General features: G+C 69.9%; 11 protein-coding genes. All 11 read right to left on the bottom strand.

Annotation, left to right across the window (positions count from 1 at the left end; genetic code table 11):
- Window positions 1–11 precede the first annotated feature (11 nt).
- The 11 genes from OG730_RS24825 to nirB all read right to left on the bottom strand — a co-directional run bounded on the left by OG730_RS24825 (window position 12) and on the right by nirB (window position 16,000).
- Window positions 12–1,439 carry a NarK family nitrate/nitrite MFS transporter gene (locus OG730_RS24825; protein ID WP_327306317.1) on the bottom strand — a complete coding sequence of 476 codons (1,428 nt, stop codon included), beginning with the start codon at window positions 1,437–1,439 and terminating at the stop codon, window positions 12–14.
- 2 nt (window positions 1,440–1,441) lie between these two features.
- Window positions 1,442–1,810 carry a DUF6755 family protein gene (locus tag OG730_RS24820; RefSeq protein WP_327306316.1) on the bottom strand — a complete coding sequence of 123 codons (369 nt, stop codon included), beginning with the start codon at window positions 1,808–1,810 and terminating at the stop codon, window positions 1,442–1,444.
- Complete coding sequence (locus tag OG730_RS24815) at window positions 1,807–2,490, bottom strand: QcrA and Rieske domain-containing protein (protein WP_442815002.1); 684 nt, start codon at window positions 2,488–2,490, stop codon at window positions 1,807–1,809. The genes OG730_RS24820 and OG730_RS24815 overlap by 4 nt, the downstream gene beginning before the upstream one ends.
- Window positions 2,487–3,086 (bottom strand): 4Fe-4S dicluster domain-containing protein, encoded by a 600-nt coding sequence (locus OG730_RS24810; protein ID WP_327253148.1) that lies wholly within the window; start codon window positions 3,084–3,086, stop codon window positions 2,487–2,489. Before OG730_RS24810 ends, OG730_RS24815 begins: the two co-directional genes overlap by 4 nt.
- Window positions 3,087–3,092: 6 nt before the next feature.
- On the bottom strand, window positions 3,093–5,429 hold the full coding sequence (locus OG730_RS24805) for a molybdopterin oxidoreductase family protein (RefSeq protein WP_327306315.1): 2,337 nt from the start codon (window positions 5,427–5,429) through the stop codon (window positions 3,093–3,095).
- Complete coding sequence (locus OG730_RS24800) at window positions 5,426–6,520, bottom strand: MFS transporter (RefSeq protein ID WP_327306314.1); 1,095 nt, start codon at window positions 6,518–6,520, stop codon at window positions 5,426–5,428. The genes OG730_RS24805 and OG730_RS24800 overlap by 4 nt, the downstream gene beginning before the upstream one ends.
- A gap of 116 nt (window positions 6,521–6,636) precedes the next feature.
- On the bottom strand, window positions 6,637–7,464 hold the full coding sequence (gene pflA / locus OG730_RS24795) for a pyruvate formate-lyase-activating protein (RefSeq protein ID WP_327306313.1): 828 nt from the start codon (window positions 7,462–7,464) through the stop codon (window positions 6,637–6,639).
- 109 nt (window positions 7,465–7,573) lie between these two features.
- A complete protein-coding gene (pflB, locus tag OG730_RS24790; RefSeq protein ID WP_327306312.1) occupies window positions 7,574–9,844 on the bottom strand; it encodes a formate C-acetyltransferase in 2,271 nt (756 codons plus the stop codon).
- Window positions 9,845–10,083: 239 nt separating this feature from the next.
- Window positions 10,084–11,394, bottom strand: coding sequence for an anaerobic C4-dicarboxylate transporter family protein (locus OG730_RS24785; RefSeq protein ID WP_327309397.1), 1,311 nt, complete (start codon window positions 11,392–11,394; stop codon window positions 10,084–10,086).
- A gap of 198 nt (window positions 11,395–11,592) precedes the next feature.
- Window positions 11,593–13,014 (bottom strand): NarK family nitrate/nitrite MFS transporter, encoded by a 1,422-nt coding sequence (locus OG730_RS24780; protein WP_327306311.1) that lies wholly within the window; start codon window positions 13,012–13,014, stop codon window positions 11,593–11,595.
- A gap of 199 nt (window positions 13,015–13,213) precedes the next feature.
- Window positions 13,214–16,000 (bottom strand): nitrite reductase large subunit NirB, encoded by a 2,787-nt coding sequence (gene nirB / locus OG730_RS24775; RefSeq protein WP_327306310.1) that lies wholly within the window; start codon window positions 15,998–16,000, stop codon window positions 13,214–13,216.
- Window positions 16,001–16,062 lie beyond the last annotated feature (62 nt).

Here is a 16,062-nt window from a genome sequence, read left to right as displayed (position 1 = left end):
ACCGGCCCCGCTCAGCTGGGAGCCTCGGCGCCCTTGCGGGCGTAGAACCAGTAACAGACCACCAGGCACGTGGCATAGAAGCCGATGAAGATCCACAGCGCGTTGGTGACGGCCATGGCCGCGAACATCGCCGGGATGAAGAAGAAGCCGTAGGCCGCGATGGCCGAGGAGAAGCCGGTGACGGCGCCCGACTCCATCTCCGACTGCTTGAGCGCCGCGGCCTGCGCCTCGGGGCCCTTGCCCTCGGCCGCCTTCATGTGGTGGTCCCGGAAGATCACCGGGATCTGCCGGAAGGTCGAGCCGTTGCCCAGGCCGGAGAAGGCGAAGGCCACCAGGAAGCCGATGTAGAAGGGCCAGAAGTTGCCCTCCTGGCCGCCGGACGGCAGCGCGAAGATCACCACGACGAGGGCCGCGGCCATGCCGATGAAGGACAGGATGGTGACCCTGGCTCCGCCGATCTTGTCCGAGAGCCAGCCGCCGCCCCAGCGCGTGAGGGCCCCGATGAACGGGCCGATCCAGGCGTAGGTGGTGGCCTGGTAGCCCTGCCCCTCGAAGTTGTTCTTGATCAGCAGCGGCAGGGCGGCCGCGAAGCCGATGAAGGAGCCGAAGGTGCCGACGTAGAGCCAGGTCATCAGCCAGTTGTGCTTGCGCTTGAAGATGATCTTCTGCTGGCTGAAGGGGGCCGCGGCCACCTTCAGGTCGTTCATCAGGAACCAGGCGGCCAGCGCCATGATGACCAGCAGCGGCACCCAGAGGAAGGCGCCGTTCTGCAGCCAGATGTCGGTGTTCTTCTTCGCGTCGTGCTGGGGTCCGCCCGCCGGGGCGCCGAGGACCGCCGCGGTGACCACCAGCGGGGCGACCAGTTGGACCACGCTCACGCCGAGGTTGCCGAGGCCGCCGTTGAGGCCGTTGGCGCTGCCCTTCTCCCGCTTGGGGAAGAAGAAGCCGATGTTCGCCATCGAGGAGGCGAAGTTCGCGCCGCCGATGCCGCAGACGGCCGCGATCAGCGCCAGCTCCCAGTACGGCGTCCCGGTGTCCTGGAGCGCGAAGCCCAGCCACAGCATCGGACCGACCAGGATGATCGTGCTGAAGGCGGTGAACTTCCGCTCGCCGAACATCGGCCCGATGAAGGTGTAGAGGATCCGGAAGGTGCCGCCGGTGATCCCGGGGATGGCGGTCAGCCAGAACAGCTGGGACTTCGAGAAACCGAAGCCGACGTCGTTGAGCCGGACCACGGTCACCGACCAGACCTGCCAGACCACGAAGCCGAGCATCAGCGCGGGGATCGAGACCCAGAGGTTGCGCTGGGCGACCCGGTGGCCCTTGGAATTCCAGAAGCCCTCGTCCTCGGGCCGCCAGTCGGCGATGGTGGCCCCGGGCTTGTAGCTCTCCGCACGGTGACTGCGGGGTGCCGACGAGGTCGGCGTGGGCATCGACATGGTCATCGGTCCTTCGGGTCGAGGAGCCACAGTCCGATCACGACGAGGAAGGACAGGATCAGGAACCCCGCTCCCCACCAGGCCGTGCCGGTGTTTCCCTTCATCCACTCGTTGACGGTCACGGTGAGCGCCCAGAGCTGGCCGATCACGACCGTGAGCGCCAGGGCGAGGCGCGCGTTGAGGCGGGAGGAGCGCTCGGGCTCCTGCTCGGTGCCGGCTCCCGGGCCCGGGCCCGTGTGCCGGATCCGGGGGTCCCCGTACCCGCTGGTGGAGCGGATCTGCGGGTACCTCTCGCGCACCGGCCGGTTGAGCCGTGGCTGGGCACTGCCCGGGTGGTACTCCGGGCGGGGTGGCAGCGGTGCCTCGCTCATGTGGGCCTCCTCTCGGTGGTACCGGCCCGGGCCGCGCCGGGGCAGCCCAGGCGGGCGGACTCCTGCGGGTGGGAGTCGCCGAACTGCCGGCAGAGCGCGTCCTTCACCTGCTCTCCCGACCGGGCGGTCGCCACGGCCCAGACGCTGCCGTCGGCCTGCTCGGTCAGGTAGATCCGCGGCAGCGGGCGCGGCGGAGGACCGGCCGTCACCTCGCCGGTACGGGCGTCGAAGACACCCTCGTGGCAGGGGCAGTACAGCTCCCCGTCGGGGCCCCGGTCCTCGCGCCACAGCACACCGCACGCCAGGTGGGTGCAGACGGCGGAGTAGCCCACGAGGGAGCCGTCCCCGAGGCGCACGGCCAGGGCCCGGTCGTCCTCGCCGGGGAACCGGAAGGCCACGGACTGGCCGGGGGGCAGCAGGTCGGCGACCTTCTTCGGGTCGGGCAGGCCCTCGTTGTCCCCGTGCCGGTGCAGGATGCCCGCGGCGACGCCGACACCGCCGATGGCCAGGCCGCCGGAGACGGTGGCGACGATCCGCAGGTAGTCACGGCGGGTGGTGAGGGAGTCGGCGCTGATCCGGTCGCGCAGTTGCTCGATCGCGGCGTCGGCGGCCGCGCCGCCGTCCGCGGGGCCGTCGCCCCGGTGCCCTGGGTGTGGAGGGGGCTGCTCGGTGACGCTCACCGGACGTCCTTTCCGTTGATCTCGACGACGGGGAGGCCGCCGGGGACGGGCCACTGGACCTTGTCGGCGGGGACGACCATGGCGACCCCGGTCTGGACGACGACGTCGCCGAAGACGAAGGAGTCGGCCACCTGGACCCCGGGGCGCTCCGCCTGGAGCTCTTCGAGGGTTCCGTAGAAGAGGGCCCCGGTCGGGCAGACGGTCGCGCACATCGGGGCGAGGCCGTAGGCGGTGCGGTCGTAGCAGAGGTTGCACTTCATCTGCAGCTTCGCCTGGAGGTCGATCTTCGGGATGCCGAAGGGGCAGGCGTTGACGCAGTTGGAGCAGCCGATGCAGCGGGTGGTGTCGGCCTGCTGGACCACCCCGTCGGCGGTCACCAGGATCGCGTCGGCGGGACAGACCTCGGCGCAGGGTGCGACCGGGTCCTCGCAGTGCATGCAGACGCTGGGGAGGGAGGCGACGGACATGCCGGGTTCGGTGTAGTCGAGGTGGATCATCGACTTCCCACGGTGCGAATCGCACTCGCGGCAGGCCGAGACGCACGCCTGGCAGCCGATGCAGCGACCCGGGTCGATGAAGATCGTGCGGCCCATCATGGCGGGTCAGCTCCTCTCCGCCGTGCCACGGCCCTGGGGGGCTGTGGGCGGCAGGGGGTCGGTGCGGGAGACCTGGGTCTCCGGATAGGCCTCACGACCCGGCGGGGTGGGCGGGGCGGGCACCTCGTCGACCCGCTCGGCGGCCTCGATCCGGGCGGCGCAGACCTTGTACTCGGGGATCTTCGAGCGGGGGTCGAGGGCGTCGATGGTCAGGGCGTTCGCGGACGTCGGGACCGGCCAGTGGTACGGGATGAAGACGGTGTCGGGGCGGATCGCCTCGGTGACCAGGGCCGGGAACACCTCGCTGCCGCGCCGGGTGACCACCCGTACCGGGTCGCCGTTGCGGAAGCCGTGCGAGGGGTGGACCTCCACCCAGGGGCGGGGGGTCTGCTCGACGAGGGCGCCGAGCCGACGGGTCTGGTTGCCGGAGAGGAAGTGCGCGACGGTGCGGCCGGTGGTGAGGGAGAGGGGGTACTCCTCGGTGTAGGCGTCCATGGGCGCATGCCATTCGACGACCTGCATGTGGATCTTCCCGTCGGGGTGGTAGGTCCTGCCGTCCTCGAACAGCCGGGGGGTGCCCGGGTGCTCGGTGGAGGGGCAGGGCCAGGCGATCCCGCCGGTCTCGTCGAGCCGGTCGTAGGTGATGCCGTAGTAGTCGTTGACCGTGCCGGCGGAGGCGACGCGCAGCTCCTCGAACACCTCGCGGGAGCCGGGGAACTCGAAGTGCTTCCCGGCGCCGAGCCGCCTGGCGAGTTCGCAGATGACCCAGGTGTCGGTGCGCACCCCGGCGGGGGGATCCTGGGCCTTGTTGTGCTTGACCACGCGGGCCTCGGCGTTGGCCATCACGCCCTCGTCCTCGGCCCAGGTGGTGACGGGGAAGACCACGTGGGCGTTGGCCGCGGTCTCGGAGAGGAAGAAGTCGAACTGGGCGTGGAACTCGGCGGTGTCGTAGCCGTCCTTGACCACCGCGTAGTTGGGGAGGGAGACGAAGGGGTTGTTGCAGATGCCGATGAGGCCGCGGATCTCCTTGCGCTGCATCTGCCAGACCATCTCCATCATGGAGGTGCCGGCGGTGGGGAGTTCGGACTCCTCGATGCCCCAGATCTGGCAGATCTGCTTGCGGTGCTCCGGGTTGGTGATGGAGCGGCCGCCGGGCAGCATGTCGGACTTCTGGCCGTGCTCGCGGCCGCCCTGTCCGTTGCCCTGCCCGGTGATGGTGCCGTAGCCGGCGCCGGGCTTGCCGATGTGGCCGGTGGCCACGCACAGGTTGATCACGGACAGGCAGTTCTCGACGCCCTGGGAGTGGTGCTCGATGCCGCGGGCGTGCCAGGCCATGGCCTTGTCCGCGCCGGCGAAGACGCGTGCCACCTGGACGATCTGCGAGGCGGGCACCCCGCAGATCTCCGCGGAGCGCGACGGCGGGTACTCGGCGACGGTCTTCTTGACCTCTTCCCAGCCGGTGGTGTGCGCGGCGATGTAGGCCTCGTCGGTGAGGCCTTCGGCGATGACCACGTTCAGTACGGCGTTGAAGAAGGCCGAGTCGGTGCCGGGCTTGAGCGCGACGTGGATGTCGGCGGTGCGGGCGATGGCCGTCTCGCGCGGGTCGATCACGATCAGCGAGGCGCCGCGGTCCCGCGCACCCCACAGGTACTGGGTCATCACGGGGAAGCACTCCCCCACGTTCGACCCGGCGATGAGCAGGCAGTCGGTGAGGAGGATGTCGGAGAAGGGGTTGCCGGCCCGGTCGATGCCGAAGGCGAGCTTGTTGGCTCCGGCGGCGCTGACCATGCACAGGCGGCCGTTGTAGTCGACGTGCTTGGACTTCAGCGCGACCCGGGCGAACTTGCCGACCAGGTAGGTCTTCTCGGAGAACAGGCTGGCTCCGCCGAGCAGCCCGAAGGCGTCGTTGCCGTGGGCCTCCTGGATGCGCCGGATCTCGGAGACGGTGAAGTCCAGGGCCTCGTCCCAGGAGCACTCCTTGAACTCCTCGTCCCGGGAGCGCCGCATCAGCGGGGCGGTCAGCCGGTCGGGGTGGTTGACCTGCTGGTAGGCGTTGATGCCCTTGGGGCACAGCCGCATCCGGTTGATGTCGTGGTTGCGGGGTTCCACGCCGAAGACCTTGCCGCCCTTGTCCACGCGCAGGTACATCCCGCACTGCACCCCGCAGAAGCAGCAGTGGGTGGGGACCAGGGTTTCGCCGTTCTGGTCGGCGTGCCACTGGTCGGCGGGGATGCCTCCGGCGTCGCGGAAGTTGCGGGTGCCGGGCGGGGCGATGGAGGGGTCGATGGAGACGGGCACGGGTGCGGGCCGGGCCGCGGCCCTGCCCGGGTCGGTCGCGGTCACTTGAAGCCCTTCTTGACATGGGTCAGGTAGGCATTGCCGCGCAGGACCCGCTTGCAGCGCGGGCAGTACTCGGCCCAGGCGTCGAAGTCGAGCTTCAGGTCCTTCATCGTGCCGCGCAGGTTCTCCACGTAGGGGGCGGTGTCGATGGGTTCCTCGCAGCGCTTGCAGAGGAAGACCTGCTCGTCCTGGCGGGCCGTGTACTTGAAGAGCTGCATGCCGACGGCGGCCGGGCGCTGGACGATGTGGAAGAACTTCCCGAACGGGATGTAGATGAGGGTGAACACCACCGACACCATGTGCAGGATCGCGAGGAACTCGTATCCGCCGCCGTGCAGGAAGATCGAGGAGAAGGTCAGCAGCAGACCCGTCACGGAGATGACGATCAGACAGATCAGCGGCAGCAGGTCGTAGGCGAAGCGCTGGCCGGTCATGGCGCCGCGGTCCTTCATCCGCCGGTACAGGAAGTACGAGGCGCCGGGGATGACCAGGACGGCGGCGATGTCCAGGCCGTGGAACATCAGCCAGCCCAGGACGCTGAGCGCGTCGAAGCCGAGGACCTTGATGCCCCAGATCCGCATGTCGTAGCCGGGGCCCGCGCCGCTCTCCGAGGTGAAGGTGAACCAGCCCCAGGTCAGCGGGAAGGTGATGGCCGCGGCCAGGAGGCAGCCCCAGAACATCAGCTGGTGCGCGATCCAGCGGGGGCGCGAGCGGGCGCCGAGGAACTTCTGGAAGCCGAGGTAGGTGGCGATCATCTTCGGCAGGGCGGTGGGCGCCTTGCGGAAGTTCTCCACCGACCAGAAGCTGCCGATGCCCTTCTTGAAGAGGCGCCGCGCACCGGGGGCCGAGACCCACACGGTGTACCGGTAGGCCACGCCGAAGGCCAGGAAGACGGTGGCGACGGCGTACGGCAGCAGGGCCGAGTCGAAGTCCCGCAGCAGTCGGCTGCCGAGCACGATCGCGAGGATGAGCAGGAGCGAGACGACGGTGCCGGCCAGGGTGGCCCGTGCGGTGACGGACCGCCCGGCCGGCGGCGGGGTCTCGGGCGCCGGTGGGGGCGGCGCGGCGTCGATGACATCTGAGGGCTCGGACACAGCACCACGCTAGGTGTTCTGTACCGATTCGGCCCGTTATGCGGAGCTTATGGGTGCGCTGTTCGAGTGAGGCGCGGGCGGACCCGTAGGGAGGTCCCGTAGAGAGGTCCCGGGCCTCAGACCGCGTTCAGTCCCTGCGCGGCGAAGATCGCCTTCGCCTCGGCGACCTGTGCGGCGGTCGGCGACGGCGTGTCGTGGAGGGTGAACTTCATGTCGAGCGCCTCCCACTTGCTCTCGCCTAGCTTGTGGAAGGGCAGTACGTCGACCCGCGAGATGTTGTCGAGTGCGCCCGCGAAGGCGGCGACGCCCTCGATGTTCTCCCGGGCGTCGGTCAGTCCCGGCACGAGCACGAACCGCAGGTGCACCTCCTTGCCGAGGTCGGCGAGGCGGCGGGCGAAGTCCAGGGTCGGCTCCAGCGGGCGGCCGGTCACCTTCTTGTACGTCTCGCGGTCCCAGGACTTGATGTCCAGGAGCACCAGGTCCACGTCGCGCAGCAGCGCGTCGGTGGCGCGGGCCCCGAGGAAGCCGGAGGTGTCCAGCGCGGTGTGCAGTCCGAGGTCGTTCTTCATCCGGTGCAGCAGTTCGCCCGCGAAGACGGGCTGGAGCAGCGGTTCGCCGCCGGAGATGGTGGCACCGCCCCCGGAGGCGGAGATGAACTTGGTGTACTTGCGGGCTTCGGCGATGACGTCGTCGGCCGAGGTGCGCTTGCCGTTGCGCATCCGCATGGTGTCGGGGTTGTGGCAGTACAGGCAGGTCAGCGGGCAGCCGGACAGGAAGGTCACGAACCGGGTCCCGGGGCCGTCGACCCCGGTGGACAGGTCCCAGGAGTGCACCGTGCCCTCGCTCGGCCGCTGCGTCGCGGCGGCGGCGGGCGTCTGGCCGGCGCTCACGCTGATCGCGTTGGCATGGCCGACGGGGAGGCTCGTACCGAAGAGGACGGTCATGGCAGGTGCTCCAGCTTCCAGATTCCGTGGGCTGATCTGGTGACGCGCGGTCCCGGGGCCGGGTGAGGGCCGGCCCCGGGCCGCGCGTGCTCGTGGGCTCTCGTAAGGGTCAGAGAGAGCCGTGGAAGGTGCGGTTCAGCACGTCGAGCTGCTGAGCGCGCGTGAGGCGGACGAAGTTCACCGCGTATCCGCTGACGCGGATGGTGAGCTGCGGGTAGTTCTCCGGGTGCTCCATGGCGTCCATGAGCGTGTCGCGGTTGAGCACGTTCACGTTCATGTGGAAGCCGTCGACCGCCATGTAGCCGTCGAGGACGCCGGCCAGGTTCTTGATCCGCTCCTCGGGGGTGCGGCCCAGGCCGTCGGGGGTGACGGTGTTGGTCAGCGAGATGCCGTCCTCGGCGTCCTCGTACGGGAGCTTCGCGACCGACAGCGCCGAGGTGACGTAGCCGTGGGTGTCGCGGCCGTTCATCGGGTTGGCGCCCGGGGAGAAGGGCTCGCCGGCGCGGCGTCCGTCCGGCGTGTTGCCGGTCTTCTTGCCGTAGACCACGTTCGAGGTGATGGTCAGCACCGACTGGGTGTGCTCGGCCTCGCGGTACGTGGGGTGCTTGCGGATCTTCTTCATGAACTCCTCGACCAGCCAGACGGCGATCGAGTCGACACGGTCGTCGTTGTTGCCGTACGCCGGGTAGTCGCCGTCGATGGTGTAGTCGGTGGCGAGGCCGGTCTCGTCGCGCACGGCGGTGACCTTGGCGTACTTGATGGCGGCCAGCGAGTCGGCGGCGACCGAGAGGCCGGCGATGCCACAGGCCATGGTGCGGCGCACGTCGCGGTCGTGGAGCGCCATCTCGATGCGCTCGTAGGCGTACTTGTCGTGCATGTAGTGGATGACGTTCAGGGCGTGGACGTAGGTGTCGGCGAGCCATTCCATCTGCTCGTCGAACTTCGCCATGACCTCGTCGTAGTCCAGCACGTCGGAGGTGAGGGCGCCGGTGGACGGGCCGACCTGGGCACCGGACTTCTCGTCCCGGCCGCCGTTGATCGCGTACAGCAGCGTCTTGGCGACGTTCACGCGGGCGCCGAAGAACTGCATCTGCTTGCCGACCGGCATCGCCGAGACGCAGCAGGCGATGGCGGTGTCGTCGCCGAAGCGCGGGCGCATCAGCTCGTCGGACTCGTACTGCACCGAGGAGGTGTCGATGGAGACCCGGGCGCAGAACTCCTTGAAGCCCTGCGGCAGCTGGGGCGACCAGAAGACGGTCATGTTCGGCTCGGGGGCCGGGCCGAGGTTGTAGAGGGTGTGGAGGTAGCGGAACGAGGTCTTGGTGACCAGCGGACGGCCGTCCTCGCCCATGCCGGCGATCGACTCGGTGACCCAGGTGGGGTCGCCGGAGAAGAGCTCGTCGTACTCCGGGGTGCGCAGGAAGCGGACGATGCGGAGCTTGATGATGAAGTCGTCGACCAGCTCCTGGGCCTGCTCCTCGGTGAGGATGCCGGCCTCGATGTCGCGCTGGAGGTAGACGTCGATGAAGGTGGAGGTGCGGCCGAGCGACATGGCCGCGCCGTTCTGCTCCTTCACGGCGGCCAGGTACGCGAAGTACAGCCACTGGATGGCCTCGCGGCCGGTGGTGGCCGGGCCGGAGATGTCATACCCGTAGGAGGCGGCCATCGCCTTGAGCTCGGCGAGGGCGCGGATCTGCTCGGAGAGCTCCTCGCGCAGGCGGATCGTCTCCTCCAGCGAGCGGTTGCCCGCGGGGAGGGAGTTGATCTCCTCCTTCTCCTCCTTCTTGACGGCGATGAGGCGGTCGACACCGTAGAGCGACACGCGGCGGTAGTCGCCGATGATGCGGCCGCGGCCGTACGCGTCCGGCAGACCGGTCACGATGCCGGCCTTGCGGGCGGCGCGGATGTCGGGGGTGTACGCGTCGAAGACACCGGCGTTGTGGGTCTTGCGGTACTCCGTGAAGACCTTCTCCAGGTCGTCGGAGACCGGGTAGCCGTAGGTCTCCAGCGCGCCGGCGACCATGCGCCAGCCGCCGTAGGGCATGATCGCGCGCTTGAGCGGGGCGTCCGTCTGGAGGCCGACGATCAGGTCCTTGTCGCGGTCGATGTAGCCGGGGGCGTGCGCGGTGATCGACGACGGGATGTCGTACGAGACGTCGTAGACGCCCTTCTCGCGCTCCTCCGGGAACTTGTCCGTGATCGCCTTCCACACGGCGGTGGTGCGCTCGGTGGGGCCGGCGAGGAAGGTGTCGTCACCCTCGTACGGCGTGTAGTTCTGCTGGATGAAGTCGCGGACGTCGACGGCGTCGCGCCACAGACCGCCCTTGAAGCCGTTCCAGGCCTCGCCGTTCTTCGTGGTTTCCGCAGGGGTGGCAGTCATCGCCCGCACCTTCCGATCGCCTCATTGCTTGCTTCCATTGCACGCCTTTTGATCGATCATTTGGCGCCGCGTTGGTCCTGAGCTGGGGCCCGAAAGTCCCCTGATCCCCAGCCCCAAGGGTCTCCCATCCCGGCTGACCTGGCACTTTGAGCAGGTCAAAGGTCCATCGTGCGCTTGTGAAAACTTTCACAAGATTCTGGGAAAAGTCTGACGGAGCAGGCGGAGGGAGCTCGGACCGGTCAGACAATCTGAACCAGGGCGAAACCTGTGGATACCGCGACGCACGTGGTGATCAGGCCGGGCAGCATGAAGGAGTGGTTGACGACGAAGCGGCCGACGCGGGTGGTGCCGGTCCTGTCGAAGTTGATCGCCGCGATGAAGGTGCCGTAGGTGGGGAGCAGGAAATAGCCGTTCACGGCGGGCCACATCGCGATGAGGAGGGGGGCCGGGATACCGAGGGCGAGCCCGAGGGGCATCAGCGCCTTGGTGGTCGTGGCCTGGCTGAACAGCAGCGCGGAGAGGAGCAGCAGCATGATCGCGAAGAACCAGGGGTGGTCCTGTGCGACCCCGCCGAGGGCGCCGGTGATCCGGGTCTCGTTGGCGCCGATGAAGGACAGCCCCAGCCACGACAGCCCGAAGACCCCGATGACGGCGACGAGCCCGGACTTGGCCACGTCCGTGCCGGGTATCCGCTTGGCGTCGACCTTGCACAGGAGCAGGATCAGCGCGGCCACGGCCATCATCAGGATCTCGATGGTGGCGGGCATCGAGAGCGGTCCCTTGCCCGTCTCGGGGCGCAGCGCCGGGAAGAGTCCGCTGAGGACGACGGCGACGGTCCCGCCGAGGAAGAGGTACGCGGACCAGCGCGCCCGCGGCCGCAGCGGCGGGGCGGCTTCGGCCGGGGCCGGGGCCGGGGCCTCGATCTCGCCGGCCGCCAGCCGGCGCAGGTACTCGGCGTCCTGCCCGAGCTCCTTGCCGATCCGGGACTGCGCGGTGGCCGCGACGAGCACGCCGAGCAGCGTGGACGGCACGGCGACGGCCATGATCCGCGGCAGGTTCCAGCCGCCCCCGTCGAACATCACGATCATGGCGGCCATGGCCGCGGAGACGGGCGAGGCGGTGATACCGAAGGTGGCCGCGATGGAGGCGACCGCGATGGGCCGCTCGGGCCGGACGCCGCCTTCGCGGGCCACGTCGTGGATCACGGGGAGCAAGGGGTAGAAGACGTGGGCGGTGCCGGCGCCCAGGGTGAAGGCCCAGGAGACGAGGGGAGCCACGTAGACCACCCGGCTGGGCTTGCGGCGGATCGCCTTCTCGGCCAGTCCGACGAGGTAGTCGATGCCACCGGCCGCCTCCATCGCGGCGGCCGCCATGATCACCGCGAGGATGATCAGCATGACGTCGACGACGCCTGAGGTGTCGGCGGGGGTGACCCCGAAGAACGTCGCGAGCACGAAGACCCCGACGGCTCCCCAGAGCCCCATGGCCACTCCGCCCTTGCGGGACCCGAGGGCGATGGCCGCCACCATGACACCGAGTTGCAGGAACATGCCGAGCACGGACGTGGCCTTTCAGTCTGTGTGCGTCCCGGCCCGCGTCGGGGCCCGGGCGCAGGCGTGGCCGGGGAAGCGGGGCGGGACACCGAAAAGCCCGGGTGGGGTCGGGTTCCGCCGGCGCGGCGTCCCCTCACCCACACCCGGGCCGACCCGGCCGGGGGTACCGGCCGGGCAGGGTCAGGAAGGGACGGTCTAGCTGGGGGCCTCCGCGCCCTTGCGGGCGTAGAACCACCAGGCCACGACCACGCAGCTGGCGTAGAAGGCGACGAAGCCCCACATCGCGCTGGTCACGGCGAAGTTGGCGAACATCGCCGGGATGAAGAAGAAGCCGTAGGCGGCGATGGCCGCGGTGAAACCGGTCACCGCGCCCGACTCGATCTCGGCCTGCTTCAGGGCCTTCGCGTACTCGGGAGTGCCCTCGGTCAGGCCCGCGAGGTGCTGGCCGCGGAAGATCACCGGGATCTGGCGGAAGGTCGAGCCGTTGCCGATGCCCGAGAAGAAGAACGCCGACAGGAAGCAGAAGAAGAAGCCGTAGAAGGAGCCCTGGTCGGAGCCCGCCGGAAGGAAGGTGATCACGCCGATGATCGACGCGCCCATGCCCACGAAGGACAGGATCGTCACCCGCGCGCCGCCGAACTTGTCGGCGATCCAGCCGCCGGCCCAGCGGGCCAGGGCGCCGAGCGCCGGGCCCATCCAGGCGTAGGTGGCCACGGAGTACGCCGGGAAGGTGGTCTTGATCAGGAGGGGAAGCGCCGCCGCGAAGCCGATGAAGGAGCCGAAGGTGCCGACGTAGAGCCAGGTCATCAGCCAGTTGTGCTTGCGCTTGAAGATGATCTTCTGCTGGCTGAAGGGGGTGGAGGCCACCTTCAGGTCGTTCTGGCCGAACCAGGCGATGGCCGCGAGGACGATCAGGACCGGCACCCAGACGAAGGCGGCGTTCTGGAGGTAGATCTCCGAGCCGTCGGCCTTCTTCTGGCCCGAGCCGATCGCCAGCACCGAGGTGGTGATCAGGATCGGGGTGAGCAGCTGGACCACGGAGACGCCCAGGTTGCCCAGGCCGCCGTTGATGCCGGTCGCGTTGCCCTTCTCCTGCTTCGGGTAGAAGAAGCCGATGTTGGCCAGGGAGGAGGAGAAGTTGGCGCCGCCGATGCCGCAGAGCGCGGCGATGGCGACCAGCGTGCTGTACGAGGTGGTGGGGTCCTGCACCGCGAAGCCCAGCCACAGCAGCGGCACGATCAGGATGACCGTGGAGACCGCGGTGAAGCGGCGCTGGCCGATCATCGGGCCGATGAAGGTGTACAGGATGCGGGCGGTACCGCCCGTGATGCCGGGGACCGCCGTCAGCCAGAACAGCTGGGACTGCGAGAAGCCGAAGCCGACGTCCTTGAGGTTGGTCGCCGTGATGCTCCAGACCTGCCAGACCACGAAGGCCACGAGCAGGGCGGGCACCGCGATCCACAGGTTGCGGGTGGCGACCTTCTTGCCGGTGGTCTGCCAGAAGGACGGGTCCTCCGGCGTCCACTCGGTGATGGTGCGACCGGGGCGGTACTGCGCCGGATCCGGCGCCTGCACCCGGGCGGTCGCCGCGCGCACGTCCTGCTTGGCGGAACTCATGGCATGTCCTGAAGGGTCGAGGGGGCCTGAAGGTTTGAAGGGGCCCGGATGTTCGGAGGGGTTGAGAAAAATGAAGCTGAAAGCCCTGACCTTCTTAGGGTCCGCCTACAGGGGCGCCCCGCATCAGGGGAGAACGTCGTGTGGGCGACAGGACAAGGTCCCATCGCCCACAGTGCGTTGGTACGGCCGCCGCAGAGCCCTAAGGCTTGAGCTCCACCAGCGGCAGGGACACCTCCGGGTCGTCCAGGCAGATGCCCGTCCGCAGGTCGAAGACCTGCTTGTGCATCGGCGAGGCGACGACGGGCACCCCGTCGCGCGAGCCCATGATGCCGTTGGCGATCACGTCGGCGCCCGAGAAGGGGTCCCGGTTGCCGACCGCGTAGAGCTCGCCCGCACGGTCCTTGAAGACCGCGGCCTCCGTGCCGTCCGGCAGCACCGCGGTGCGGCCGCGGCCCGGCTCCAGCGCCTGCGCCGCGCCCTCGGCGCCTTCGGCCGCTCCGAAGTCCATGGTCCCGAAGCGCTCCAGCGCCGCAGGGTCCTCCAGGACCGCCGACCACTCGTCCTCGTACGCCGACACGTGGCGCTCCATCTGCGCCTCGAGCTCCGCGCACAGGCCGAGCGAGTCCTCGATCAGGACGGCCTTCAGGTGGTCCAGGCCCGCGCCGCTGCCACCGAGCCGCTCCAGCCAGGCGGACGTCCGCTCCAGGCGCTCGCCGGTGCGGATGTAGTACATGAGGAACCGGTCGATCAGCGCGAAGAGTTCGGCGGTGTTCAGGTCCGAGGCCAGCAGGTCGGCGTGGCGCGGGGTCGCGCCGCCGTTGCCGCTGACGTAGAGGTTCCAGCCGTTGGCGGTGGCGATGACGCCGATGTCCTTGCCGCGCGCCTCCGCGCACTCGCGCAGGCAGCCCGAGACGCCGCCCTTGAACTTGTGCGGGGTGCGCAGACCCCGGTAGCGCAGCTCCAGGTCGATGGCGAGCTGGATGGAGTCGCCCTGCCCGAAGCGGCAGAAGCGGGCCCCCACGCAGGACTTCACCGCGCGCAGGGACTTCCCGTACGCCTGCCCGGACTCGAATCCGGCGCCGCCCAGGCGCCGCCAGATGTCGGGCAGCTGCTCCTTCTCGACCCCGAAGAGGCCGATGCGCTGGGCTCCGGTGATCTTCGTGTAGAGGCCGTAGTCCCGGGCCACTTCGCCCAGCGCGATGACCTGCTCGGCCGTGATCTCGCCGCCGGCGACGCGCGGGATGACCGAGTAGGTGCCGTCCTTCTGGAGGTTGGCGAGGAAGAGGTCGTTGGAGTCCTGCAGGGCCGCCTGCTCGCCCGCCAGGATGTGTCCGATGCCGAGGTCGGGGGCGAGGGTGCCGAGCACGTTCGCGACGACCGGCTTGCAGACGGCGCAGCCCTCGCCGCCCTCGCCGTAGGACTCCAGCAGCTCGCTGAAGCCGCGGATGCGCTCGGTGCGGATCTTCTCGTAGATCTCCGCCCGGGTCAGGGTGAAGTGCTCGCACAGCCCGCGCGGCTTCTCGATGCCCGCGGCGGCCAGTTCGGCGTCCAGGACCGCCTGGAGGGTGCCGACGCACCCGCCGCAGCCCGTACCGGCCTTGGTGCACTTCTTGATGCCGCCGATGTCGGTGAGGGACTCCGCGACGACCGCCTCGCGCACCCGCCCCTTGGTGATGTTGTGGCAGCTGCACACGACCGCGTCATCGGGCAGCGCGTCCGCGCCGGGCAGCGCCACGCCCTCGCTCGACGGCAGGATGAAGGCCTCCGGCGGGGCGGGGAGCTGCCGGCCGGCGTGCGGCTTCAGCGAGCCGTAGGCCTCCGCGTCGCCGACCAGGATGCCGCCGAGCAGGGCGCCGTCGGGGCCCAGGAGCAGCTTCTTGTAGACGCCCTCGCGGGCGTCGGAGAAGACCACCGAGACGGCGCCGTCGCGGCCCTCGGGGGCGAAGGGGTCGCCGAAGGAGGCCACGTCGGCGCCCATCAGCTTGAGCTTGGTGGAGGTGTCGGCCCCGGTGAAGGTCAGCTCGCCGGCGCCCGCGAGGGCCTCGGCGACGGTCTCGGCCATCTGGTAGCCGGGCGCGACCAGGCCGTACACCTTGCCGTCTACGGTCTGCGCGCACTCGCCGATCGCGTAGACGTACGGGTCGCTGGTGCGGCAGTGGCCGTCCACGACGACCCCGCCGCGGTCGCCCACCGCCAGGCCGCACTCGCGGGCGAGGCGGTCGCGCGGGCGCACACCGGCCGAGAAGACGACGACGTCGGAGCCGATCTCCTCGCCGCTGGTCAGCCGGAGCGCCTGGGCCCGACCGTCGGGGTGGATCTGCACGCCGGCCGCGCCGACGCCCGTGTGGACGGCGACGCCCATGGACTCGATGGTGGCCCGCAGGGCGGCAGCGCCGCCGTCGTCCACCTGCAGCGGCATCAGCCGGGGCGCGAACTCCACGACGTGCGTCACCAGTCCGAGGGTGCGCAGGGCGCCCGCCGCCTCCAGGCCGAGCAGCCCGCCGCCGATGACGACACCGGTACGGACCCCGGGGTCCGCGGCGTAGGCGGTCAGGGCCTCGACGTCGTCGAGCGTGCGGTAGGTGAAGCAGCCCTCGGCGTCGGCGCCGTCGATCGGCGGCACGAAGGGGTAGGAGCCGGTCGCCAGCACGAGGGCGTCGTAGCGGAGCACGTCGCCGGAGCGGGCGGTGACCGTGCGGGCGGCGGTGTCGATCAGTTCCGCCGGGTCGCCGAGGCGCAGGTCGATGCCGTACTTCTCCAGGAAGCCGGGCTCCACCAGGGACAGCTCCTCGCCGGTGGAGCCGGTGAAGGCCGCCGACAGGTGCACGCGGTCGTAGGCGGGGCGCTCCTCCTCCGCGAGGACGGTGACCTGCCAGCCGCCGCGCTCGGGGCGGGTCGGGTCGGCGAGCGCGTCACGCTCGGCGAGCGCCTCCAGCAGGCGGTGCCCCACCATGCCGTGGCCGATGACAACCAGCGTCTGCCCCATGGATCTCACTCCGTGTGTCCCTGTGCCGCGCGGTCCCGGGGCGGCCAGGGCGGCCGGGCCAA

It is taken from the genome of Streptomyces sp. NBC_01298 (assembly GCF_035978755.1).
Taxonomy (GTDB): Bacteria; Actinomycetota; Actinomycetes; order Streptomycetales; family Streptomycetaceae; genus Streptomyces.
The sequence above is the reverse complement of the archived record's forward strand: the minus strand, read 5'-3'. Positions and strand labels throughout refer to the sequence as shown.

Coding starts and splice junctions, on each gene's coding strand:
- OG730_RS24825 (WP_327306317.1), bottom strand. CDS start 1,439: ATGTCGATGCCCACGCCGACCTCGTCGGCACCCCGCAGTCACCGTGCG.
- OG730_RS24820 (WP_327306316.1), bottom strand. CDS start 1,810: ATGAGCGAGGCACCGCTGCCACCCCGCCCGGAGTACCACCCGGGCAGT.
- OG730_RS24810 (WP_327253148.1), bottom strand. CDS start 3,086: ATGATGGGCCGCACGATCTTCATCGACCCGGGTCGCTGCATCGGCTGC.
- pflA (WP_327306313.1), bottom strand. CDS start 7,464: ATGACCGTCCTCTTCGGTACGAGCCTCCCCGTCGGCCATGCCAACGCG.
- pflB (WP_327306312.1), bottom strand. CDS start 9,844: ATGACTGCCACCCCTGCGGAAACCACGAAGAACGGCGAGGCCTGGAAC.
- OG730_RS24785 (WP_327309397.1), bottom strand. CDS start 11,394: ATGTTCCTGCAACTCGGTGTCATGGTGGCGGCCATCGCCCTCGGGTCC.
- OG730_RS24780 (WP_327306311.1), bottom strand. CDS start 13,014: ATGAGTTCCGCCAAGCAGGACGTGCGCGCGGCGACCGCCCGGGTGCAG.
- nirB (WP_327306310.1), bottom strand. CDS start 16,000: ATGGGGCAGACGCTGGTTGTCATCGGCCACGGCATGGTGGGGCACCGC.